At 71.9% G+C, this 22287-nt stretch carries 22 protein-coding genes; 15 read left to right on the top strand and 7 right to left on the bottom strand.

Going from position 1 to position 22287, the window contains the following annotated elements; genetic code table 11:
• The 9 genes from LX83_RS02105 (at position 1) to LX83_RS02065 (ending at position 8064) form a co-directional block, all read left to right on the top strand.
• Positions 1 to 1659 carry a hydantoinase B/oxoprolinase family protein gene (locus LX83_RS02105; protein WP_253766332.1) on the top strand — a complete coding sequence of 553 codons (1659 nt, stop codon included), beginning with the start codon at positions 1 to 3 and terminating at the stop codon, positions 1657 to 1659.
• A complete protein-coding gene (locus tag LX83_RS02100; protein WP_253766330.1) occupies positions 1656 to 2987 on the top strand; it encodes an MFS transporter in 1332 nt (443 codons plus the stop codon). The genes LX83_RS02105 and LX83_RS02100 overlap by 4 nt, the downstream gene beginning before the upstream one ends.
• A 141-nt stretch (positions 2988 to 3128) precedes the next feature.
• Complete coding sequence (locus LX83_RS02095) at positions 3129 to 3611, top strand: YbaB/EbfC family nucleoid-associated protein (protein WP_253766328.1); 483 nt, start codon at positions 3129 to 3131, stop codon at positions 3609 to 3611.
• 3 nt (positions 3612 to 3614) lie between these two features.
• Positions 3615 to 3929 carry a type VII secretion target gene (locus LX83_RS02090; RefSeq protein ID WP_253766326.1) on the top strand — a complete coding sequence of 105 codons (315 nt, stop codon included), beginning with the start codon at positions 3615 to 3617 and terminating at the stop codon, positions 3927 to 3929.
• Positions 3926 to 4630 carry a WXG100 family type VII secretion target gene (locus LX83_RS02085; protein WP_253766324.1) on the top strand — a complete coding sequence of 235 codons (705 nt, stop codon included), beginning with the start codon at positions 3926 to 3928 and terminating at the stop codon, positions 4628 to 4630. The genes LX83_RS02090 and LX83_RS02085 overlap by 4 nt, the downstream gene beginning before the upstream one ends.
• Before the next feature lie 7 nt (positions 4631 to 4637).
• Positions 4638 to 5300, top strand: coding sequence for a hypothetical protein (locus LX83_RS02080; protein ID WP_253766322.1), 663 nt, complete (start codon positions 4638 to 4640; stop codon positions 5298 to 5300).
• A gap of 61 nt (positions 5301 to 5361) precedes the next feature.
• On the top strand, positions 5362 to 5880 hold the full coding sequence (locus LX83_RS02075; protein WP_253766320.1) for a hypothetical protein: 519 nt from the start codon (positions 5362 to 5364) through the stop codon (positions 5878 to 5880).
• Between the two features lie 307 nt (positions 5881 to 6187).
• On the top strand, positions 6188 to 6988 hold the full coding sequence (locus LX83_RS02070; protein ID WP_253766318.1) for a hypothetical protein: 801 nt from the start codon (positions 6188 to 6190) through the stop codon (positions 6986 to 6988).
• Positions 6985 to 8064, top strand: a complete 1080-nt coding sequence (locus LX83_RS02065) for a radical SAM protein (RefSeq protein ID WP_253766316.1) — start codon at positions 6985 to 6987, stop codon at positions 8062 to 8064. The genes LX83_RS02070 and LX83_RS02065 overlap by 4 nt, the downstream gene beginning before the upstream one ends.
• Before the next feature lie 132 nt (positions 8065 to 8196).
• Here the strand turns inward: LX83_RS02065 and LX83_RS02060 are convergent, their stop codons facing one another.
• Both LX83_RS02060 and LX83_RS02055 read right to left on the bottom strand, forming a co-directional pair.
• Complete coding sequence (locus tag LX83_RS02060) at positions 8197 to 9207, bottom strand: Ca2+-dependent phosphoinositide-specific phospholipase C (protein WP_253766314.1); 1011 nt, start codon at positions 9205 to 9207, stop codon at positions 8197 to 8199.
• A 153-nt stretch (positions 9208 to 9360) separates the two neighbouring features.
• Positions 9361 to 12066, bottom strand: a complete 2706-nt coding sequence (locus tag LX83_RS02055; RefSeq protein WP_253766312.1) for a helix-turn-helix transcriptional regulator — start codon at positions 12064 to 12066, stop codon at positions 9361 to 9363.
• Between the two features lie 153 nt (positions 12067 to 12219).
• On the opposite strand from LX83_RS02055, the gene LX83_RS02050 reads away from it, so the two are divergent.
• Genes LX83_RS02050 through LX83_RS02040 form a run of 3 tightly spaced genes read left to right on the top strand, consistent with a single transcriptional unit; the run spans position 12220 to position 15168 of the window.
• Complete coding sequence (locus LX83_RS02050; RefSeq protein WP_253766310.1) at positions 12220 to 12720, top strand: SRPBCC family protein; 501 nt, start codon at positions 12220 to 12222, stop codon at positions 12718 to 12720.
• A 27-nt stretch (positions 12721 to 12747) separates the two neighbouring features.
• Positions 12748 to 13647 carry an MBL fold metallo-hydrolase gene (locus LX83_RS02045; protein WP_253766308.1) on the top strand — a complete coding sequence of 300 codons (900 nt, stop codon included), beginning with the start codon at positions 12748 to 12750 and terminating at the stop codon, positions 13645 to 13647.
• A 21-nt stretch (positions 13648 to 13668) separates the two neighbouring features.
• Positions 13669 to 15168, top strand: a complete 1500-nt coding sequence (locus LX83_RS02040) for a carboxylesterase/lipase family protein (RefSeq protein ID WP_253766306.1) — start codon at positions 13669 to 13671, stop codon at positions 15166 to 15168.
• Positions 15169 to 15282: 114 nt separating this feature from the next.
• Here the strand turns inward: LX83_RS02040 and LX83_RS02035 are convergent, their stop codons facing one another.
• Genes LX83_RS02035 through LX83_RS02020 form a run of 4 tightly spaced genes read right to left on the bottom strand, consistent with a single transcriptional unit; the run spans position 15283 to position 17694 of the window.
• Positions 15283 to 15621 carry a hypothetical protein gene (locus LX83_RS02035; RefSeq protein ID WP_253766304.1) on the bottom strand — a complete coding sequence of 113 codons (339 nt, stop codon included), beginning with the start codon at positions 15619 to 15621 and terminating at the stop codon, positions 15283 to 15285.
• 25 nt (positions 15622 to 15646) lie between these two features.
• The gene (locus LX83_RS02030; RefSeq protein WP_253766302.1) at positions 15647 to 15925 is read right to left on the bottom strand and encodes a hypothetical protein; all 279 of its coding nucleotides are present in this window, start codon (positions 15923 to 15925) and stop codon (positions 15647 to 15649) included.
• A 3-nt stretch (positions 15926 to 15928) separates the two neighbouring features.
• Entirely contained in the window at positions 15929 to 16633 is a 705-nt protein-coding gene (locus LX83_RS38285; RefSeq protein WP_253766300.1) for an EndoU domain-containing protein, read from the bottom strand.
• Between the two features lie 59 nt (positions 16634 to 16692).
• The gene (locus tag LX83_RS02020; protein WP_253766298.1) at positions 16693 to 17694 is read right to left on the bottom strand and encodes a helix-turn-helix transcriptional regulator; all 1002 of its coding nucleotides are present in this window, start codon (positions 17692 to 17694) and stop codon (positions 16693 to 16695) included.
• A gap of 123 nt (positions 17695 to 17817) precedes the next feature.
• Between LX83_RS02020 and LX83_RS02015 the strand changes: the two genes are divergently transcribed.
• Both LX83_RS02015 and LX83_RS02010 read left to right on the top strand, forming a co-directional pair.
• Entirely contained in the window at positions 17818 to 19221 is a 1404-nt protein-coding gene (locus LX83_RS02015) for an MFS transporter (RefSeq protein WP_253766296.1), read from the top strand.
• 61 nt (positions 19222 to 19282) lie between these two features.
• Complete coding sequence (locus LX83_RS02010) at positions 19283 to 19861, top strand: hypothetical protein (protein ID WP_253766294.1); 579 nt, start codon at positions 19283 to 19285, stop codon at positions 19859 to 19861.
• Here LX83_RS02010 and LX83_RS02005 read toward each other — a convergent pair.
• Complete coding sequence (locus LX83_RS02005) at positions 19827 to 20819, bottom strand: pseudouridine synthase (RefSeq protein ID WP_253766292.1); 993 nt, start codon at positions 20817 to 20819, stop codon at positions 19827 to 19829. The two genes, LX83_RS02010 and LX83_RS02005, sit on opposite strands and share 35 nt — an antisense overlap.
• A 127-nt stretch (positions 20820 to 20946) precedes the next feature.
• Here LX83_RS02005 and LX83_RS02000 point away from each other — a divergent pair, with 127 nt between their 5' ends.
• Complete coding sequence (locus LX83_RS02000; RefSeq protein WP_253766290.1) at positions 20947 to 22224, top strand: cytochrome P450; 1278 nt, start codon at positions 20947 to 20949, stop codon at positions 22222 to 22224.
• Positions 22225 to 22287: the final 63 nt, after the last annotated feature.

Below are 22287 nucleotides of genomic sequence, written 5' to 3'. Positions count from 1 at the left end.
GTGGCACGGGAACTCGACGCGGTGCTGGTCGAGGTGATCGGCTCGGCACTGGCCACCATCGTGGAGGAGATGAGCGGCACGCTCGTCCGCGCGGCCTTCTCCACCAACATCAAGGAGCGGCGGGATTGCACCGCGGGCCTGTTCGACGCGGCCGGCCGGGGCATCGCGCAGGACGAGGGCGGCTCACCGCTGCACCTCGGCTCGCTGATGGGCATCGTGGACAGCATCCTGGCGCGCTACCCCCGCGAGGAGATCCAGGACGGGGACACGTTCATCGGCAACGACCCGTACAACGGCGGCGGCTCGCACCTGCCGGACATCGTCCTGGCGACGCCGATCTTCGTGGCCGGCGAGCTGACCGCGTGGGCCGCGACCCTGGCCCACCACGCGGACTTCGGCGACCGGGGGCACGCGCACATCTTCCAGGAGGGGCTGCGCATCCCGCCCGTGCGCCTGGTCCGGGCCGGCGTGCTCCAGCAGGACGTGCTGTCGCTGATCCTGCTCAACTGCCAGGTGCCGCACGAGCGGCGGGCCGACCTGCGCGCCCAGAGTTCGGCGAACCGGCTCGCCGTGCTGCGCTACCGCGAGCTGTGCGAGCGCTACGGCACGGCCGCGGTGGTCGCGGCCGGTGAGGAACTGCTGGACTACACCGAACGTCGGACGCGGGCGGCCATCGCCGAGATGCCGGACGGCGAGTACGCGTTCACCGACCTGTTCGACTGTCCGGAACTGGACGACGAACTGGAGCTGCGCGTGGCCGTGCGGATCGCCGGCGACGAGATCCACTTCGACTTCGCCGGCAACCCGCCGCAGGTGCGGGCGAGCGTGAACGTGGTCTGGACCGCGTTGCACGCCACCGTCTACTACTCGGTCAAGAGCCTGATCGACGCCGACATCGTGCCCAACGCCGGGCTCTACCGGCCGATCCACATCAGCGCGCCGGAGGGCTCGATCGTCAACTGCGTGCTGCCGGCCGCGGTCAACGGGCGCAGCGAGACCTGCCAGCGCATCGTCGACCTGATCCACGGCGCGCTGGCCGGCGCCGTGCCGGAGCGGGTGACCGCGGCCAGCAACGGCGCCAACACCGGCGTGCACTTCTCCGGGCGGCATCCGGTCACCGGCGCCGAGTTCGTCTACCTGGAGACCATCGGCGGCGGGTCGGGCGCGCGGGCGAGCAAGGACGGGCTCGACGGCGTCCAGGTGCACATGACGAACACGTCCAACCTGCCGGTGGAGAGCCTGGAGACCGAGTACCCGCTGCTCGTCGAGGCCTACGAGCTGATCGACGACTCCGGTGGCGTCGGCGAGCACCGCGGCGGCATGGGCATCCGCCGCCGCGTCCGGGTGGAGGGCGACGAGGTGCACTTCTGGGTGGACACCAGCCGCCAGCGGTCGCAGCCGTGGGGCCTGTGCGGCGGCGGGCCGGGTGCCACGGCCAAGGTGCTGCTCAGCCAGGGCGCCGGCCCGGTCGACCACGGGTACGCGCTGCTCAGGCGGGGGGACGTGGTCACCGTGGAGACCGCGGGCGCGGGCGGTTACGGCCGTCCGGAGGACCGGTCGCCGCAGGCGGTCGAGCAGGACCTCGCCGAGTCGCGGATCACGGCGGACACCGCCGCACGCCACTACCGCCGTCCGGACCCCTCGGAGGAACGTCCATGACCGCGCCCACCACCGTCAGCACCGGCACGCGGCGCCGGGTGTTCGCCTCGACCATGCTCGGCAACATCGTCGAGTACTACGACTTCACCCTGTACGGCACGCTCGCCGCGGTGCTGTCGACGCTGTTCTTCCCCTCGGCGGACCCGGCGGTCGCGCTGCTGTCCACCTACGTGGGTGTCTCGCTGTCGTACTTCGTCCGCCCCCTCGGCGGGCTGGTCCTCGGGCCGCTCGCCGACCGCAGGGGCCGCCGCTTCGTGCTCTTCCTCACGATCATGCTGATGAGCGCGGGCACCGCGGGGATCGGCCTGCTGCCCACCTACGCGGCGATCGGTGTCGCCGCACCGGCCCTGCTGCTGTTCTGCCGGGTCCTGCAGGGCTTCGGTGCGAGCGTCGAGTTCACCACCGCCGCCCAGTTCATGCTGGAGCACGAGCGCGGCAACCGGCGGAACTACCTCACCGGGCTGATCAACGCCACCTGCTCGGTGGGCTCGCTGCTGGCCGCCGCCGTGGCGTTCACCCTCACCACGGTCATGCCGGCCGAGGCGTTCACCAGCTGGGGCTGGCGGATCCCGTTCCTGCTCGCGGTGCCCATCGCGTTCGTGGGGCTCTACATCCGCCGCCGGCTCGACGAGACACCCGAGTTCCGCGAGGTGCTGGAGCTGGCCAAGCACGGCCGCGTCGAGCAGACGCCCCTGCGCGACGCGGTGCGCTACCACTGGCGGGACATGCTCAGGGCGATCGGACTCGGCGCGGGACAGCGGATCGGCACGTACACCATCCAGGCGTACTTCGTGACCGCGCTGATCAGCGCCGGCTTCCCCACGTCGCTGTCGCTGCTCGCGTCGATGCTGACCTACGCGGTCGGCCCGCTGCCGAGCATCTGGGGCGGGGTGCTCGCCGACCGCCACGGCGCCCGGGTGCCCCTCCTGGTGGGCTACGGCCTGTTCGTGCTGCTGACCGTGCCGACGTTCATGGCGATCGGCAGCGGGTCCATCGTGCTCGCCACCGCGGCCGTCATCGTCTTCACCGTGCTCAACAACCTGGTCTCCGCGCCGCTCAACACCGCGTACGTGCTCAGCTTCCCGCCCGAGGTGCGGTCGAGCGCGGCGGCGCTCAACTTCAACATCGGCACCTCGCTCATCGGGTCGACCGCCGGCCTCGTCGCGGTGTGGCTGCACAGCCTGACCGGCACCGACGTCGCCTTCGGCTGGTACATGACGGCGGCCTGCGCGGTGTCCATCCTGGTCACCGTCTTCGCCCTGCCACCATCGGTGGACTACCGCGAGCCCGACTGGAGCCAGCAGGCCGCACCCACCCGCGCGGCCTGACCCCGGCGCGGCCCGGGGCGCCGGGCCGCGCCCAACCGGCTGTGCCGATCGGGTGTGCTGATCGGGTCCGGCCTGGACCGGTACGCCGATTTTGGTCATTTCCTCCTGCTGGGTGTCGCCGGTCACCTACGCTCCTCGGGCATGGACGGGACAATCCTCGACCCGGACGGCGCGCGTGAGCACCTGGCCGCGTGGAAGGGGCGGATCGACAAGATGGCCCGTGACACCGAGGCCATGCGTCAGCGACTGCAGGACCTGCGGGTGACCGCGCGCGATCCCAACGGGCTGGCCGAGGTCTCGGTCGACTCGACGGGAGCGCTGGTCGCGCTGCGGCTGACCGAGCGGATCAACCGGGTGGCGCCGGACGTGGTCGCCCAGACCATCATGACAACGCTGGGCACGGCCAGGAACATGCTGGCCGACCGGTCCAGGGAGGTCATCGCGGACACCGTCGGCACGGAGTCGGCGGCGGCCAGGGCGATCGCGGAGAGCGTGGACCGCCACCTCCGGCGGGATTTCGCCGAGCAGGGCCCGGAACAGCGGGCGCCACGCGGCCGAGGCCGCGCCGACGACGTCGGCGATGACGACGACTACGACCCGCTTTCCAGCTTCCGGCGGCGGTGAGGCATGGGATTCAACGTCGACATCCCACAACTGCGCACGCACGCGCAGAACGTGCAGGCGGTTCGGCAGCGGTTCGCCGCCGTGCAGAGCGCCAGCGCGCAGATCGCGCGCAACGACCAGGCGTACGGGTTGCTGTGCGGGTGGATCGCCGGGGTGCTGGAGGGCAGGCACCAGAAACAGGACGAGCTGCTCGCCTACGTCGCTGAGAACCTCGACCTGGTCACCGAGGAGCTGGAGCTGACCGCGGACGCCTACGACACCGTGGACAACGACGGGAGCGACCGGCTCAACCAGATCGGGGTGGTGCGGCAGCCATGACCGACGACGGTTCCCTGGTCGCCCCGGTGCGGTCGACCCGCGAGGCGTGGACCGGATCCAGCCTCGCGGACGGGATCGAGGACCTGGTTGACGCGATCAAGAGCGAGAACTGGGTCACCGGCGCGCTCGCCGGCGCCGGGCTGGCCGTGGAGACCGCGGCCACGGTGATGGACCCGTTCAGCGCGCTGCTGTCCAACGGGCTCGGCTGGGCCATGGAGTACTTCGAGCCGTTGCGGCAGGTGCTCGACGAGCTGACCGGCCTGCCGGACGTCGTCCGGTCGCACGCCGAGACCTGGAACAACATGGCGACTGAGCTGTACAGCATGTCCCAGGACCTCGGCGCGCACCTCACCAACGACCTGACGGAGTGGACCGGCGGCGCCGCCGACGCCTACCGCGCCCTGATGGCCAACAACGTCGACGCGCTCGGCGGGCTGGCCGCGACCTCGGCCGGGCTGGCGGCGGCCACCGAGGGCGCGGGTGGCCTGGTCGAGATGACCCGCGAGATCGTCCGCGACCTGATCGCCGACCTGGTGGCCAGGGTGATCGTCTGGGCCGTTGAGGCGCTGCTGGTGGTGACCATCCCGGTGATCGCGGCGCAGATCGTCGCCGCGGTGGTCAAGTGGGCCGGGCGGATCCTCAACTACACGACCTCGCTGGTCGAGAGCATCACCAACCTCTCGCTGCTGCTGGACGGATAGGCGCGACATGACCCCACGACCACGGCGCCCGAAGGGCGGAGACGACGGCGACGGCTCGACAGGGCATCCGTCCCAGCGGTCCGGCGACGTCGACGCGTCGTCGAGCATCTCCGGCGCCCAGCAGAAGACCCAGGACATCGCCAGCAGAGGCCGACCTGGCGGCGGGTCGGGCAACGGCCAACCGAACCAGCCGGAGCGGCCCGGCGAACCGGGTTCCGGCGAGGAGTCGAGCCGGCCGGAGTGGCTGCGGCGGCAGATCGAGGAGGGCAACGAGTTCAACCGGCGGCGCGAGCCCTACTACGAGGAGCAGGGCGGCGCGAACGAGGTGCACGTCGAGCCGAAGTCGGAGCGGGGCCAGTACCCGCGCGTCGACTCCTACGTGCCCGGCGAGGAAATCGTCAGCCGGAAGCACACCCAGTTAGCGGACGTGCAGGAGAAGACGGCGTTCGCCTATCTGCGCGAACTCGCCAACACCTATGGCCCGGGCACCATTGTCGCGGACACCCCGACAAATCGTCGCGATCTCGGTGACGACGCGATTGGTCAACCAATGGACGGGGACATGGTCCTTGAGGTTCCAGTGCAGAGAAATGCTGTTCCGCCTGCCGTGCTCGCCGAGGCGAGACGTCTGGGTATCATTATCAGGGACGAGAACGGTCATACCTACTGACGGTCATACCTACTGATGTCATTCTCCACGACGTGACACCGGACACCGCGAGCACGGAGACATGGTCGACTACTGCTTCAAGTGGAACTACGCGGACGGCGCTCCCGGGGAACCGCTGACCGAGGACGAGGCGCGGGTCAGGGACAGCGCGGGCGAGGAGTACACGGCCGTCATGCCGCCCCGGCCCGGGACGAAATCACCGGTGCTGGTGACGCCCGTGTGGAAAACCGGTGTGGTGGTCGTGACCTTCCTCGACGACCCCGGTCGAAAGGCGACCGAGTACACGTTCATGAAGAAGACCGACGAAAGTCTTTTTCTGACCCGTGTCCACATGTGGACTTATCCCAGCGAACAGCCCGGGCTGCGGCTGTCCGACTCCTCGTCCCACGAGACGGTGCACTACCGCGAGGACGGCTATGTGAAGCGGGTCGTCAAGAACAAGGTGGAACGTTTTCAGGAGACCGTCGAGTACACCGACGTGCCGGTCGGCACCAACTGGGAACCGATCCCCGTGTTCGGCGACTACCGCTCCATCGCGCGCTACGAGCGCGACGAGCAGATCACCAACAGGATTCCGTGAGCGGGGTGCCCTCGTCGGGGAAGGGCTGCCGCGGCGAACTGCCGTGGCCGCGCCATCACCCGCGGCCGTGATCGACTGGCGCGCTCGGACCGTTCTGTCCACAGTGGTCGGAAGCGTGGCATGCCGCTGACGGCGGGGAACACGTGCGTGGCGAAGGGGGCGAACCAGGTTGACGCCATGACCGGCAGGCGACAACGGTCCGGATCGGATCCGGACCAAGCCGGCCGAGGTGGTGGTCGCCGCGCGACTGCCTCCCGCCTCCGTGCCCAGCGCCACCGCGAGAGGCCAAGGCAGAGAGGCGAAACCGATGACGGAACCAGGCGACCGCCTGTCGCTCGACGCGCACGCCGACCTGTCCCGGGTCGACCGGGTCATGTCCCAGATCATCGCCGACCCGGCCACGGCCGAGGAATTCATTCGCGATCCGAGCGGTGTGCTCACCCGGCTCGGTCTGCACCCCCGCACCTCGCGAGAGGTGCACGACCGGGTCAACCGCGTGTTCTACGCGACCCTGACGAACGCTGAACTCGTCTCCTTCGTCGCCGATCACTTCCAGTCGTTCCAGCCCCCGGCCGATGCGGACAACACCCAGGCCGAAGGACTGCGGCAGGGCGAGATCCGCCACGCGGAGAGCCTGGACGAGGCCGCGCTCAACCACTGCCTGGGAGACCCGCGGTTCGTGCGGCGAATGCTTGAGCTGTGCCTGCACGACCTGAACAACCGGGGACTGCTGCAGAACCGGTACGGCGAGCAGGAGATCGACGACTACGTCGAGCGGATGGCCTGGGCCGTCGCCGAGCGCCGCGCCGTCCGCGACATGCCGGTGCTGGAGGAGTGGGACGCCCAGCACGGCATCGGAAAACCCCTGGGCGGTCCGATCGCGGAGGCCGCGGCGTTGCTCACCGTGGTGCTGCCGGTCGAGATAGCGGTGCCCGCCACCGTGCTGGCGAAGGAGGACATCAGCTCCGCCCTGGCGGCGAACCAGGCGGCCCTCGACGCCGCGTTCCGGCGCGACCCGGAGGCGATCCGCACGACGGCCACGGTGGGCGCGCTGACCCGGCTCGCGGGTGAACTGCTGCAGCACGCGTACACCTTCGAGCGGCCATGACCGCCGGCGACCAACGCGTGCACCGGCCGGCGCCGGCGGTGAGCCTGCGGCTGGAGCCGGAAGTGCTGACCATCCTGGGCACCTACAAGTGCACGGCGATGTGCGAGAACTGCTGCTTCGGCAGCAACCCCTACCTCACGCAGCGCCTGGACCTCGACCAGATCCTCGCCTTCATCACCGCGGGCGCGCGCTATCCGAACTGCAAGCAGGTCGTGTTCTCCGGCGGGGAGTGCTTCCTGCTGCGCTCGGACCTCAACGCCGCCATCGAGCACGCCACGAGCCTGGGACTGTTCACCCGCTGCGTCACCAACGGCTACTGGGCCAAGCGGACACCGCACGGCCGGGCCAGGCTGGCCGGGCTGGTCGCCTCCGGGCTCACCGAACTCAACATCAGCACCGGCGACCACCACCAGCGCTGGGTGAGCCAGGACGCCGTGGTCAACGCGGCCTGTCTCGGCGTCGAACTGGGCCTGGAGACTGTCATCGTCGTCGAGGTGCAGAAGGAACGGCGGGTCACCGGCGAGACACTGGCCCAGGACCCGCGGGTCCGGGAACTCATCGACGACCCCGCAGCCCGGTTCCACCTGCTCGAATCCCCGTGGATGCCGATGGATCACGAGGCGGTGATCGACCAGCGGGACGACCTCCTGCTCAGCCGCCGCACCCTGCACCTGCGCGGCGGTTGCCGCAACGTGCTGAAGACGCTGGTCCTCACCCCGGACAACAGGATCGGCTCGTGCTGCGGGCTGACCCGCGAGCAGATACCCGAACTCAACGCCGACTGGGACGGCGACTCGCTGGACCCGGTTCTCGCCGCCGATGCGGGTGACTTCATGAAGATGTGGCTGCACGTCGACGGTCCGGAGCGGATCCTCGCCTGGGCCGCCAGCACCGCACCGGAGATCCGCTGGGAAGGCCGCTACGCGCACCGTTGCCACGCATGCCTCGTCCTGTTCAAGGACCCGGTGGTGCGCCGGGTCATCCGCGAGCACTACCGGGAGCGGGTCGAGGACGTGCTGATCCGTTTCACCGCCAAGCTCCGCCTCCAACAGGGGCTCATCCACAGTGCCGGCTGACCCGTCGGCATGGCGGGGACGTCGTCGTCGCCCACCGTCGTCGGCGGTGACGCGCTTCGGCCAGGGGTCGGTCTCGTCCTGGCCCTGGTCGTTCGGCGCACCGCCGACGTGGGGCGGCTGTGCCGGCGCGGGTCAGTGGGTGACGGTGTAGCGCACGATGTCCGGGGTGGTCCAGTCGCTGGAGACGATGGTGGCGCCCTTGGCGGCCAGCAGCCGCACCCTGGCCTGCGCGTCGGCCACCGAGGGCGCGCGGTTGTCGATGGCCGGGGCCACGGCGTGCGCGTCGGTCATCACCACCAGGTACCGGCCGTCCAGGTACTCGCCGCCGGGGTAGGCGGCGTAGGCGCTGGCGGCACCGTCGAAGGCCACGAACCAGCCGGCCCGATCCCCGCCCCGGTCGCCGGTGCGGGGATCGCCGGCGGAGGCGCCGTTGATCGCCGGGAAGGCCAGCGCGTCGGCCAGCGCGCCGGCCGCGTGCGCGGTGATCAGCCGGTCGGCGTACTCCAGGTCGGTGTCGTAGTGGTCGAAGGGGTTGCCCGCCTCGAAGGTGCCCCGCTCGACCAGCACCAGGAACCTGCCGGCCAGCGCGGACCGGCTGGGCCAGCCGCCGGCCCGCACGGCCGCGTCGAGCGTGGTGTGCCCGCCGAGCAGTTGGGCCGGGCCGAAGATCGCCGAGGCACCGATCGTGCTGGCCAGCAACCGGTCGAACTCGTCGGGGCCGTGGCCGTTGGTCTCGTCGAAGCCGTTCTTGACCTCCACCTTCAGCACGACCAGCGGGTGGTCGGGGTTGTGGTCGTGCCAGAGCCGGATGTTGCGCAGACAGGTGGCCAGGTTCTGGTTGCGGCTGCCGGTGCGCAGCTGGTCGTAGCTGGTGGCCTTCGCGCAGTTGTTGGCGTTGCCCGGGTTGTGCCCCACCTGGAAGTCACCGGAGAAGAGGAAGTTGGACCACACGTCGATCTCGACCATGCCGGCGCCGGCGTCCAGCACGTCGGCCAGGTAGGCGGCCGTCGCCTGGTCGTAGGCGTTGTGCACGCCCACCGCGGTGGTGCCGGTGGCGGTGCGGGCCTGCGCCGTCGCCGGCAGGCCCAGTAACAGCAGGGCGGCTCCGGCGGTGGCGACCATCCGAGCGAGCAGACGGTTCATGCTGGTGTCCTTCCCCGAGCGCGGATTCGGTGATCCGTGACTCTAGGGGCCGGACATGGCCGGGAACTGGCCGCCAGATGGCGCTTTCTGGTGCCGCCGCGCGGTGGACGCCGTGCGCGGCGGCGTCAGCGCCGAGGGCGCGGCGGGTCAGGGCTATCCACTGTGGACGGTGTCGAGCAGGTCGCGCAGCTGCGCCCGGGAGGTGACGCCCAGCTTGGGAAACGACCGGTAGAGGTGTGAGCTGACGGTGCGCGGCGACAGGAACATCCGCTCGCCGATCTCCCGGTTGGTCAGGCCGCGCGCGGCCAGCCGGATGATCTGCTGCTGCTGGGCGGTCAGTTCGGTGAGCGGGTCGCGCACCGGGCGGAGGATCTCCACGCCGGCGGCGCGCAGTTCGCGCTGGGCGCGGTCGGCCCAGGGCCGTGCCCCCAGCCGGCGGAAGATCTCCAGCGCGGCGGTGAGCCGCGGGCGGGCCTCGGCGATGCGGCGCCGCCGCCGCAGCCACTCGGCGTGGTCCAGCAGCAGTTGGGCCCGCTCGAACGGCCAGTGCTCGCCCAGTGGCACGGCCAGTGCCGCGCGGTAGTGGTGTTCGGCGTCGTCGTGGTCGGTGGCCAGCAGCGCCCTGGCCCGGTGCAGCAGCGCGGTGAGGCGGTCCGATCGGGCACCGGCCAGTGTCCGCTCGGCCGCGGTGAGGACGGCGGCGGCCTCGCGCTGCCGGCCGGTGCGGGCCGCCGCCGAGGCGAGGTCGGCCAGTGCCGGGTAGCACGCGTGGTAGTGCAGTGGCTCGCCCTGCGCGGTGAACAGCATGCGGAACTGCTCGAACGCGGTGTCGTGGTCACCGTCGGCGGTGGCCGCCATCCCCAGCGCCCACCGCGCCCGCACCCCCACCGACGTGGTCTCCAGCGGATCGATCGCGGTCAGCGCCTGCGTCGCCAGGTCCCGCGCGGTCGCCGTGTCGCCCCGCACGGCCAGCACCGAGGCGTGCATCCCCAGTGCGCCGGCGGCCACCGCGGTCAGGTTCGCGGTGCTCGCCCTGGCCAGCGACTGGACCGCCATGTCGCCGGCCAGCTCCCACCTGCCCTGCTCGAAGTACGCCGTCCAGGCGGCGCAGGCCAGCCCCTCCGGCGCCGCACCCCGCAGCCGCCAGCGGCTGAGGCCGTCGTCGAACAGCCGCAGCGCCAGCCCTGCCTCGTCGAGCAGCCACGCCACGGTGGCGACGCTGATCAGCGCGCCCGGCCGGCCGCCGGCGGCCTCGGCCAGGCGCGGCAGCTCCCGCAGCAGACCGGCCCGGTACCCGAACGGGTCGGTGACCGCCAGGGACCACGCGCGCTCAACCCCGGGCCGGCCCTCGGGGTCGACCACGGCGAGCAGGCGGCGGATCTCGTCCCGGCCGGCCCGGTCACCGGAGTAGTAGGCGGCCACCGCGGCGGTGGCGAGCATGGTGAGCGCGGCTGCCGGGTCGCTGCCCGCCACCCGCTCAACCTCCTGGAACAGCACGGAGAACGCGGCGGCGTAGTGGTGGTCCACTGTGTACGCCTGCCCGGCGCGCAGTGCCGCGGCCGTGCGCACCGCCGGGTCCTCGGTCAACGCGGTGGCCCTGGCCACCAGCTCGTGTGTCCACTGTGACTGTCCGAACAGGATGGTGTTGTGCGCGGCGAGCACCAGCCGCCTGGCCCGGTCCTCGGGCGACGGGCTGAGTTCGGCGGCGCGCTCCAGCGCGGTGGCCGCCGCGCAGTACCCGGCCCGGCGCCGCGCCCGGTCGGCGGTCGCCTCCAGCGCGGCGGCCACCGACTCGTCCTGGTGCGCGGTGGCCGCGGCCAGGTGCCAGGCGCGCCGGTCCGGTTCCGCGAGGGCGTTGGCCAGCCGCAGGTGGGCTTCGCGCCGCTGGTCGAAGGACGCGGCGTGGTAGACCGCCGACCGGATCAGCGGGTGGCGGAACCGCACCCGCCCGTTGCTGAACCGGACCAGCCCGGCGTCCTCGGCCGGGCACCACGCCTCGGGATCGACGTCGTGCAGGCAGGACGCGGGCTCGGCCGCGGCCAACAGCAGCAGCCGCCGGGTTCGCGCCGGCAGTTCGGGCAGCCGCGCCGCGAAGATCCGCTCCAGCCGGTCGGACAGCGGCAGCAGGTGCTGGTCATCACCGGCGGCGCGGGCCAGTTCGGTCAGCGCCAACGGGTTTCCACCCGCCTGGTTGAGCACGTGCAGCCGCTGCCGGCCGGTGGGCGGGTGCGGCTGCCGGTCCAGCAGCTGGTTGGCGGCCCACGCGTCCAGCGGCCCCAGCGACAGGGTCGGGTGCTGGTGGTCGAATCCGGGCAGTGGGGCATCCGCGCGGACCCCGACGAGCAGGGCCAGGCCGGTCCCGGCCAGCCGGCGGGCCGCGAAGGCCAGCGCCTCGCGGGACCCGTGGTCGATCCACTGCGCGTCGTCGACCACCACGAGCGTGGGCCGGGCGGCGGCGAGTTCGGCCAGCGCGGTCAGCACGGCCAGGCTCACCAGCGTGGAGTCCGGCGCCGGCGCCTCGGCGCCCAGCCCCAGCGCGGCCAGCAGCGCGGTGCGCTGCCGCTCGGGCAGCGTGCTGACCTCGGCGACCACCGGGGCCAGCAGCTGGTGCAGGCCGGCGAACGCGAGGTTGGTCTCGCTCTCGCTGCCGGCGACCGCCAGCACCCGCCGCCCCTGGTGCTCGGCGTGCCGGACGGCCTGGTCCAGCAGCGTGGTCTTGCCGGCGCCCGCCTCCCCGGTCACCATCAGCACGCCACCGGACTCGACGACCGCCCGCACCCGCTCGATCTCGGCGTCCCGGCCGACCGGCCGCTCCGCGTCGGGGTCCGGGTGGAGTGAGCTGGTCCGCCCTCGCGTCACCGTTGCCTCCCGGTCGTGTCCGCGTTCGCCCGGCCACCAGGCCTTGACCAGGCACAACGCAAGTGCAGTCAGCTGACGGATACCTCAACGCCCGGGCGGGGCCGAAAGATTTCCCCATCGAGGCACACCCCGAGCCAACGGGAGAGAACAGGCATGTCGATGACCGACCCCGCGACCGCGGTCAACCTGGCTGACCTGCGGATCCGCCGGCAGACGTGGGTCGCCGCCGATCCGAACCGGGTCTACGGGCTGATCAGCGACGTCCGCGCCATGTCGGCGCTGAGCCCGGCCGTGCTGGCCGCCCACTACGACGAGGGCCACGGGCCGCGGGTGGGTGCCTGGTTCACCGGGCACAACACCCACGACGGCCACGAGTGGCGGACCCGCTCCCAGGTCACCGAGGCCACCCCCGGTGTGGCCTTCGCCTGGCAGGTCGACTCCGCCGGCACGTCGGTGGTGTCCTGGCGCTACGCCTTCCGGCCCGAGGGCGCCGGCACCGTGGTCGAGGAGTCGTGGGAGCTGTTGGCCCTGCTCCCGGTCTTCGGCTCGACCCGCGCCGACCTGCTCGCGTTGCGCGCCCGCACCGTGGCCAGCATCGAGGCGACCCTGGTGGCGCTGGCCAGCACGGTGGCCACCGCCTCGGCCACCCACTGATCGTCCGCATCTGAGGGGAGACAAACCGTGGACACCATCACGTTCGGGGACGTCAGCGTCACCCGGGTCATCGAGACGGTCCGGCCGATCATGCCGCCGACCGACTTCGTTCCGGACAGCACCCAGCAGGACTGGGCGGACCACGCGTCCTGGCTGGTCCCGGACTTCTGGCTGCCCGAGTCCAACCAGGTCCGCTCCGCCCTGCAGGTCTGGGTGCTGCGCAGCGAGGGCAGGACGATCCTGGTGGACACCGGGGTCGGCAACCACAAGAACCGGCCGCAGATGCCGATCTTCCACCAGCTCGACACGGACTTCCTGGACAACCTGGCCGGCGCCGGGGTGCGCCCGGAGGACGTCGACCTGGTCATCAACACCCACGTGCACGCCGACCACGTGGGCTGGAACACCCGGCTCGACGGCGGGGACTGGGTGCCCACCTTCCCCAACGCCACCTATCTGCTGCCCGCCCGCGACTTCGCGTTCTTCGGCCCGGACAACGTGCACCGGTCCAGGAACCCGGAGACCCACCGCAACATCTTCGCCGACAGCGTCACCCCGGTGCACCAGGCCGGCCTGGTCGAACTCTGGGACGAGTCGCACGTGATCGACCGCAACCTGCGGCTGGACCTGGCGGCCGGGCACACCCCCGGGTCGTCCGTGCTGCGGCTGGAGTCCGGTTCGGACCGGGTGGTGTTCGTCGGCGACCTGGTGCACACCCCGATCCAGCTGGTCGAGCCGGACATGAACAGCTGCTTCTGCGAGGACGCGGCACAGGCCAGGGCCAGCCGGCGGGCCGTGCTGGGCTGGGCCGCCGACAACAACGCCCTGGTCGTGCCCGCGCACCTGGGCGGTTCCGGCGCCGCCGAACTCCGCCGGAACGGCGACAGGTTCGCCCTCAAGGAATGGGCGCCGTTCGCCCGCGTCTGACCACCACCGAAAGCGATCACCATGTCTGCACCACTCGTCCCGACCACCTCGGGCAGGGTCCGCGGTGCCCAGCGCTCCGACGGCACCACCGTCTTCTGGAACATCCCCTACGCGGCCACCCCGGCCGGCGCCGGCCGCTTCGCCGCCCCCACCCCCGCGCCGTCCTGGTCCGGTGTCCGCGACGCCACCAGCCCCGGCCCCACCGCGCCCGCGCCGGTGCGCGGCGGCTTCGGCGACCTGGACATGCGCCCGATCCTGGGGCCCGGCTGGTTCCCCGGGCCGGACTACCTCGGCGTGAACGTGTGGACCCCGGACCCGAGCGCCGCCGGCCTGCCGGTGCTGGTGTTCGTGCACGGCGGCGGGTTCGTCGCCGGCTCCGCGCGGGCGGCCGTCGCCGACGGGACCGGCTTCGCGCGCCGCGGCGTCGTGCTGGTGACCCTCAACTACCGCCTGAACGCCGCCGGCTGGCTGCACCTCCCCGACGCGCCGGCCAACCGCGGCCTGCTCGACGTGCTCGCCGCCCTGACCTGGGTGCGCGACAACATCGCCGGCTTCGGCGGCGACCCGGACAACATCACCCTGTTCGGCCAGTCCGCGGGCGCCACCATCGTGGGCGCGGCCGTGGCGACCGCCCCGACCGGCCTGTTCCGCCGCGCGATCAGCCAGAGCGGCAGCGGGCTCGGCGCGTTCAGCACCGCCCAGGCCGCCCTGGTCACCCGGGCACTGGCCGACCAGCTGGGCGTCAGCCCCGACCTGGCCGGGTTCGCCGACCTGCCCGACGAGCGGATCATCGCCGCCCTGCCGGCCGTCGCGGGCCTGGACGTCACCGCCACCGGGGAAACCGACCCGCTGCTGAAGCTGACCTCGTTCGGCCTGGTCGCGGGCACCGACACGCTACCGGGCCAGCCGGCCCACCAGGTCGCCGCCGGACACGGCGCCGACGTGGACCTGCTGCTGGGCGTCAACAGCGACGAGGCGAACCTGTACCTGGTGCCCACCGGCACGCTCGACCAGATCACCGACAGCGACCTGACCGCCATGGCCGCGCGCGCCCACCGCGACCCGGAGCGGCTGGTGCGCACCTACCGGGCGCGGCGTCCGGCTGCCTCGGTCGGCCAGCTGCACGCCGCGATCATGACCGACGGCCTGTTCGGCGCCGGCACCCGCGCACTGGCCGAGGCCCACGCCGCGCACCCCGGCTCGGGCACCCACCTGTACGAGTTCGCCTGGCGGTCCGGCGCGTTCGACGGCACCCTGGGCACACCGCACAGCGCGGATCTGCCGTTCGTGTTCAACACCACGGACATCCCGGCCCTGCTCGGCCCGCACGCCCTGCTCGGCCCGGACGAGCCACCGGCCGAACTGGCCGAGCGGATGCAGCGGACCTGGGTGGACTTCGCCACCACCGGTGATCCCGGCTGGCCCGGCTACGACACCGTGCACCGGCCGACCATGCGCATCGCCGACACCTGGGAACGCGTTGACGACCCGCGCCCCGAGGAACGCCTGGTCTGGACCTGATCCGGTCGGGTCCGGCGAACCCGCGGGGCAATGGCGGGGTGGTCGAACCGTGACCGCCCCGCCACCGGTGCGGGTGCGCGAACCACCCGGCCCGTTGCCGTCGGTGCCGACAAGTCAGTCGCCGGAGAAGAACAAGTAGCCCCGCAATCGAATGGCATGCTCAGCGGCGTCGAGGATGCGGGTGATGGTGCCGTTGACCGCGTCCGGGGGCAGCGCGGTGATCTCCTCGATGAGGATGGTCAACTGGAACGGGTTCAGAACCGTGTCGCCATGGCGCACGATTCCTCTACGGACGCTCGCCCGGGGACCTGCTTCGCAAAGCCGCATGAAGCTCTCGTCGAGGTCATCGTGCAACTGATGGACCTCATCGTGAATCTGGTTCTGAACGAACACCGACAGTCCCATTGCCACACCCCAGGCGAGTCCGATGATCAACCGCACATCCGTGATCACGCTACCGGCCTTGGCGGACCGCCGTTCAGGCGTCGGATTCGGGCGGGTCCTCGATCACGGGTAGTTCGTCCAACGCTGCCGTGGGAAGTTCGGCGTGGTCCGCGAGATCGCGCAGGGTCGTGTGCTCGGCACGGGTCAGGGTGATGTGGTGGGCGACCAGCACCGCGGTGAGTTCGTCGATCAGTTCACCCCATTCGCCAACCTGGGCGAACTCCCGGAGGACCTCCGCGTTCGCCGCGGGCACCCGATCGGCGAGTCGGTCGAGCAGGGCGGTCGCTGACGCCGAGAACTGGTCGTAGTCCACTGGTCACCTCCGAGGGTTGCGAATGACACCCGGTCCGCTGATCGGATAGGCGGTGATGATCTCTCCGTCCGGTGCGACGACGACAGCGATCGCCACGCCGTCCCGGGTCCCCCGTAACAGCCATCGGCCGTTCGCCTGGTGGTGGGGCGGCTGATCGGGGTACCTGGCCACGTCGACAACCGCGCGCGCGATCCTGTCCTCCGTCCACCCCCTGGGGAACTCGGTCTTGCCGGGAATGCCGGTGCCGAAGCGGTGGCCACCGCTCACTCCGTTGCCGTCCCCGTCGAGAATATGGGCGCGGCGGCTCTCGGTGAGGCGTATCTCGTCCGGTCGAGGGCGTTGCGGCACGGGGTGAGCAGCGGGTTCACCCGATCCGCCCGGCTGGCCCGGCGTGCTGGCCGCGGCCGCCGCCGGTGCCGGGCGCGGCCCCTGGAACGAGGCGAGGATGTCGCCCAGGTGCTCCAGGTACTTCCGGGTGTGCTGCTCGCCCTGTCGCAGCGTGACCAGCAGTTCGCCCGCCCGCTCGCGCAGATCGGCCAGCCGGCTGAGGAGCTGTTGCACGTCGGACTTGGCGGACCCGGCGAGAGCCTGTGCGATCAGCTCGTGGGATTCGTCGGTTCGATCTTGAATCAGGAGGAGGTACTCCTCGCATTCCCCGCACAGTTCCAGCGAACGCCTGAGCTGATTGATCACATCGTTGAGACTCACCGTCTGATCCCCCCGGTTCAGAGCCCTGTGAGCTTTCCGAAAAACTGTTTTCGCGTTTTCTACTCGTACACGCTCACCGCGGTGCTGTCCAACCTTTCTTTATCCTGCATATGCCGTGTGGATAGCCGCCAGGAACAGTGGTCGGCGTGGCGCAATACCTCTCGCCGATGTCCGGCGGGCAAAACCAATCGCGGGTGGCGGGACCGCCGCCCGGGCCAAGCGCGCTGATCCCGGTGTGTCAGTCCCGGCCGCGGTCGGTGTGGTGGGGGGGTCCGCGCCAGGTGGACCAGGGCGGTGTAGGAGTCGGAGCCGGGGACGGCGCTGTAGGCGACCAGCCGCTGGCCCGGGCTCGTCGGCACGGCCAACACCACGTAGTCCAGGGTTATCCGGCCGACCAGCGGGTGGTGCAGTTCCTTGCGTCCGTCGCTCTTGTGGCGCAACTCCCGGGTCCGCCACAACCGGCGGAACTCCGGGCTGGCCGCGTCGAGTTCGGTGACCAGCCCGGCCAGTTCGGCGTCGTCGGGGCGGTGCCCGGTGGCCGCGCGCAGGTGGGCCACGGAGTCCGCCGCGATGTCCGCCCAGTCGACGAACAGTTGCCTGGCCGCGGGGTCGGTGAACACGTACCGCACGTTGTTGGGGCGGATAGGGCCTGCGACGAGGTGCCCGAACAGGGCGGCCGCCACGTCGTTCCAGGCCAGCACGTCGCTGCGCCCGTCGATCACGTAGCCGGCGGTCGGCGGGACGAGCAGGGCGAGCATGCGGCGGGCGCTCTCGGCGAGCACCGTCGGCTCGGGCTCCGGGCTGAGCTGGTCGGCCAGGGCGAACAGGTGCTCGCGCTCCTCGTGGGACAGCTGCAACGCCCTGGCCAGCGCGCCCAGCACGCTGGCGGACGGGTGCGGCGCGCGGCCCTGCTCCAACCGGACGTAGTAGCCCGTGCTGACACCGGCCAGTCGAGCGATCTCCTCCCGGCGCAGCCCGGGAGTGCGGCGCACGCCCTCGCGCGGCAGCCCCACCCCGTCCGGCGTGAGCAGTGTCCGCCGCGACCGCAGGAACGCACCCAACTCCTGTGCCCTCGTGTTCCGCCCGGCCACCCCGTCCGTCCCGTTGTCCTGTCGATCAGGGTGACCCTGTCAGGTGCACCCTCGTTGATTGCCTCGGCCCACCGTACGCAGCAGCCTGGTGGGGTGAACACCCAGCTCACGGCCCAATCCACGTCCCCCGTTGCCCCGCACCCGGTCGCCACCACGACCTCGGCGCGATCCCGGTGGACCCTGCTCGCCGCCTCGTTCGGGTTCCTGATGGTCAGCCTGGACGCGACGATCGTGAACGTCGCGCTGCCCACCCTGGGCCGTGAACTCGGCGCGGGGCTGTCCCAGTTGCAGTGGGTGGTGGACGGCTACACCCTCACGTTCGCGGCGCTCCAGCTCAGCGGCGGCTCGCTGGGGGACCGGATGGGTGCGCGTCGGGCCTTCGCCGTCGGGCTGAGCCTGTTCGTGCTCGCCTCGCTGCTGTGCGGCCTGGCCGCGTCGCCGGGGATGCTCATCGCGGCGCGGTTCGCGCAGGGCGTGGGCGCGGCCGTGCAGTTGCCCGCGTCGCTGGCGATGATCCGGCACGCCTACCCCGACGCGGCCAGGCGGAACCGGGCGGTCGGCGTGTGGGCGGCGGCCGGCGGCGCCGCGGTGGCGGCCGGCCCGGTGCTGGGCGGGCTGCTCCTGGTGTGGCTGGGGTGGCGGTCGCTGTTCCTGGTGAACCTGGTGATCGGGGCGGTCGGCCTGGCCGCGACCGCGCTGGCGGACAGCACGCCGGCCGGGGGCAAGCGCCGGCTCGACCTGCCCGGCCAGGTGGCGGTGATGCTGGCCCTGTCCGCGTTGACCTTCGCCCTGATCGAGGGCGGCACGGTGGGCTGGACCGCACCGCCGGTGCTGGCCGCGCTGCTGGTGGCCGTGGCCGGCGGTGTGGTCTTCGTGTGGTGGGAGCGGCGGGCACCGGAGCCGATGCTGCCCATGTCGCTGTTCGGGCACCCGGTGATCCCCGCTGCCAGCGTGGCCGGTTTCGCGCAGAACTTCGCCTACTACGGGATCGTCTTCCTGCTCAGCCTGTTCCTGCAGGGTGAACGGGGTGAGTCCGCGCTGGCCACGGGCCTGATCTTCCTGCCGATGAGCATCGCAGCGATGGCGGCCAACCTGCTGGGCGGCCGGCTGACCAGCTGGCTCGGGCCCCGGTCGCCGATGCTGGCCGGCCAGTTCCTGTTCGCGCTCGGCCTGCTGGGGCTGCTGGTCGCCGGGCCCAGCGCGGCGAACTGGCTGATCTGGCTGGCCACCGTGCCGGTCGGGCTCGGCGCCGGGATGGTGGTCCCAGCCATGACCAGCGCCGTGCTGGAGACGGTCGAGCCCGGGTACGCCGGGGTGGCCGCCGCGGAGCTGAACACGGCCAGGCAGGTCGGCGGAGCGGTCGGTGTCGCCCTCTTCGGCACCCTGGTCGTCGGGGACTTCCTGGCCGGGCTGCGGCTGTCGCTGGCGATCGCCGCGGCCGCCCTGGTCGGCAGCGCGTTGGTGACCGCCCGCCGGGTCCGCCTCCGCCGCGGCTGAACCGGTGGGCGGGTGGCAAAACGGTTGTCGGCCGAGGTGAGCCGCTGCCAGCATCGGTGTTGTGAGTGGTGTGGGCGGGAAAGACGTTGACCGGGCGGTGGCCGAGATGGTGCGGGTGCTCGGCCCGCACACCGGACGGGACTGGCGGGCGGTTCGGGCCGGCTCGCTGGAGTGGAGCTGCTGGACGACGGCGGCGCACGTGGCACACGACCTGCTCGCCTACGCCGGGCAGGTGGCCGGCCGGCCGGACGACGCCTACCTGCCGTTCGACCTGGCCATCGCCGAGGACGCCGCCCCGGCCGACGTGCTGCGGGTGGTCCGGGCCGTGGGCGCGCTGCTGGTCGGTGCACTCGCCGGTGCCGACCCGGACACGCGCGCGTGGCACTGGGGGCCGGCCGACCCGACCGGGTTCGCGGCCATGGGCGTCGCCGAAACCCTGCTGCACACCCACGACATCACCCAGGGCCTCGGCCTGACCTGGCGACCGCCCGAGGACCTGTGCGCGGCCGTGCTCGGGCGGCTGTTGCCGGACGCGCCGGCCGGTGATCCCGCCCAGGTGCTGCTGTGGGCCACCGGGCGGGGGGAGCTGCCCGGCCGGGACCGGGTCACGGCGTGGGTGTGGCGGGCGGCGCTGTCCTGACCCGGCCCGGGGCCGCCGAGAAAGCCGGGCCGCGTTCCCAGGCCTCGCGTGAGGTCCACGCCAGCAGCGACGCTCCACTGTGGAACCGGCGCCGCTGCCCGCTCACCGGGTCGGTGAACTCCAACACCTTGGCCAGCAGTTGCAGCGGGCGGGTGAAGTCGTTCAGGGGGCGCTCGGTGAGCACCGGGTAGAAGTCGTCGCCGAGGATGGGCACGCCGAGCCGGCTCATGTGCAGCCGGAGCTGGTGGGTGCGGCCGGTGGCGGGCAGCAGCCGGTACCGGCCCAGGCCGTCGCGGTGCTCGACCAGTTCGACCAGCGTCTCGGCGTTCGGCGGCCCGGGCACCTCCTGCGCGGTGATCACCCCGCGTTCCTTGACGATCCGGCTGCGCACGGTGCACGGCAGCGCGAGGTCGGGGGAGTGCGGGGCGATCGCCTCGTACTCCTTGTGCACCAGGCGATCCCGGAACAGCAGCTGGTAGGCCCGGCGCCGCTCCGGCCGGACGACGAACATGAGCAGCCCGGCGGTCGCCCGGTCCAGCCGGTGCGCCGGCACCAGATCGGGCAGGTCGAGGTCGCGGCGCAGCCGGACCAGCGCGGTCTCCACGACGTGCTTGCCGCGCGGGATGGTCGCCAGGAAGTGCGGCTTGTCCACCACCAGCAGGTCGTCGTCGCGGTGCACGACGGTGAGGTCGAACGGCACCGGGACCTCGTCGGGCAGGTCCCGGTGGAACCAGACGCAGGAGTTGGGCACGAACGGCGCGTCCACCGCCACCGGGCCGTTGAGGTCGACGATCCGCTCCTCGCGCAGCATCATGTCGATCCGCTGCGCCGGCACCCGGGGCAGCCGGTCGACCAGGTGGTCGCGGATCGTGGCCCAGGGGCCCTCGGCGGGCAGGCGCAGTCGGACCGGGTCGAGTCCGTGCCGCTGCGGCAGGGGCGCCTTGCGCTTGCGTCTCATCGCCGGGCAGCCTAACCCGCCGGCGTCGCCAGGCGGCCGGTCCGGCGTGGCGGGCGGCGTCGCGTGGCGCGGTTCACACGGCGACGCGCCTGACTGGTCATCGCTGGTCACAAGGTAGGTTTCGGCCATGGGGAACCTTCGCTCGCGCGTTCTCGGCTGGCTGGGCCGCGCCTACTTCGCCCGCAAGCAGAAAAAGGGCGGTTTCGACCTCTCGAAGATGTCCTTCCTGCCGGATTCGGCGCTGATGCCGTTGCGGCGCAACGGCCTGGACCCGGTCGCCGAGCTGGGCCGAATACGGGCGGAACAGCCGATCAGCAAGGTCGCCCTGCCCTTCGGGGTGAACGTCTGGTTGGTCACCGGTTACCAGGAGACCAAGGCCGTGCTCAGCAAGGCCGACGATTTCAGCAGTGACTTCAGCAACCTGGCCACGAACCTGGGCCTGGCCGCCGGCGAGCACCCCGGTGGCCTCGGGTTCAACGACCCGCCCGTGCACACCCGGCTGCGCCGCCTGTTAACGCCCGAGTTCACCATGCGCCGGCTGGCCAGGCTCACCCCGCGCATCGACGAGATCGTGACCGAGCGGCTGGACGCGATGGCGCGCGCGACCGGCCCGGTCGACCTGGTCGAGGAGTTCGCGCTGCCCATCCCGTCGCTGACCATCTGTGAGCTGCTCGGCGTGCCCTACGAGGACCGCGACGACTTCCAGCGGCTGGCCATGACCCGCTTCGACCTGTTCGCCGGGGTCGGCGCGTCGCTTGGCGCGATCTCGGAGTCGCTGACCTACCTGCTCGACGTGGTCAAGAAGCAGCGCGAGGCACCGGGCGACGGGCTGATCGGCATGATCATCAAGGAGCACGGCGACGAGATCGACGACCAGGAGCTGGCCGGACTCGCCGACGGCGTGCTGACCGGCGGCTTCGAGACCACCGCGAGCATGCTGGCGCTGGGTGCCCTGGTCCTGCTGCAGGACCGGGACGTCGCCGCCCGGATCCGCGACGACGACAGCGCGATCGACCCGTTCGTGGAGGAACTGCTCCGCTACCTGACCGTGGTGCAGGTGGCCTTCCCCCGGTTCGCCCGCAGGGACATGGAGATCGCGGGCACCAAGATCGCCAGCGGTGACGTGGTGCTGTGCTCGTTGAGCGGGGCCAACCGGGACGAGGCACTGGGCGCCGACATGGAGCGCTTCGACGCGACCCGGCGGCCCACCTCGCACCTGGCCTTCGGCCACGGCATCCACCGCTGCGTCGGCGCGGAGCTGGCCCGGATGGAGCTGCGCGCGGCCTACCCCGCGCTGGTGCGCCGGTTCCCGGACATGCGCCTGCACGTCGACCCCGAGGACCTGGCCTTCCGCAAGATCTCCATCGTCTACGGGGTGGAGTCGCTGCCGGTCACCGTGTCCTGACCCGAACACCCGGACCGGGGTGCCGGTGACGGCCTGGTCGTGCAGGCGCCACCGGCACCACCA

Origin of the sequence: Goodfellowiella coeruleoviolacea (assembly GCF_024171785.1) — a bacterium.
Lineage (GTDB): Bacteria > Actinomycetota > Actinomycetes > Mycobacteriales > Pseudonocardiaceae > Goodfellowiella > Goodfellowiella coeruleoviolacea.
Note: the sequence above shows the minus strand (reverse complement) of the source record. Positions and strands in the feature narration are given on the sequence as shown.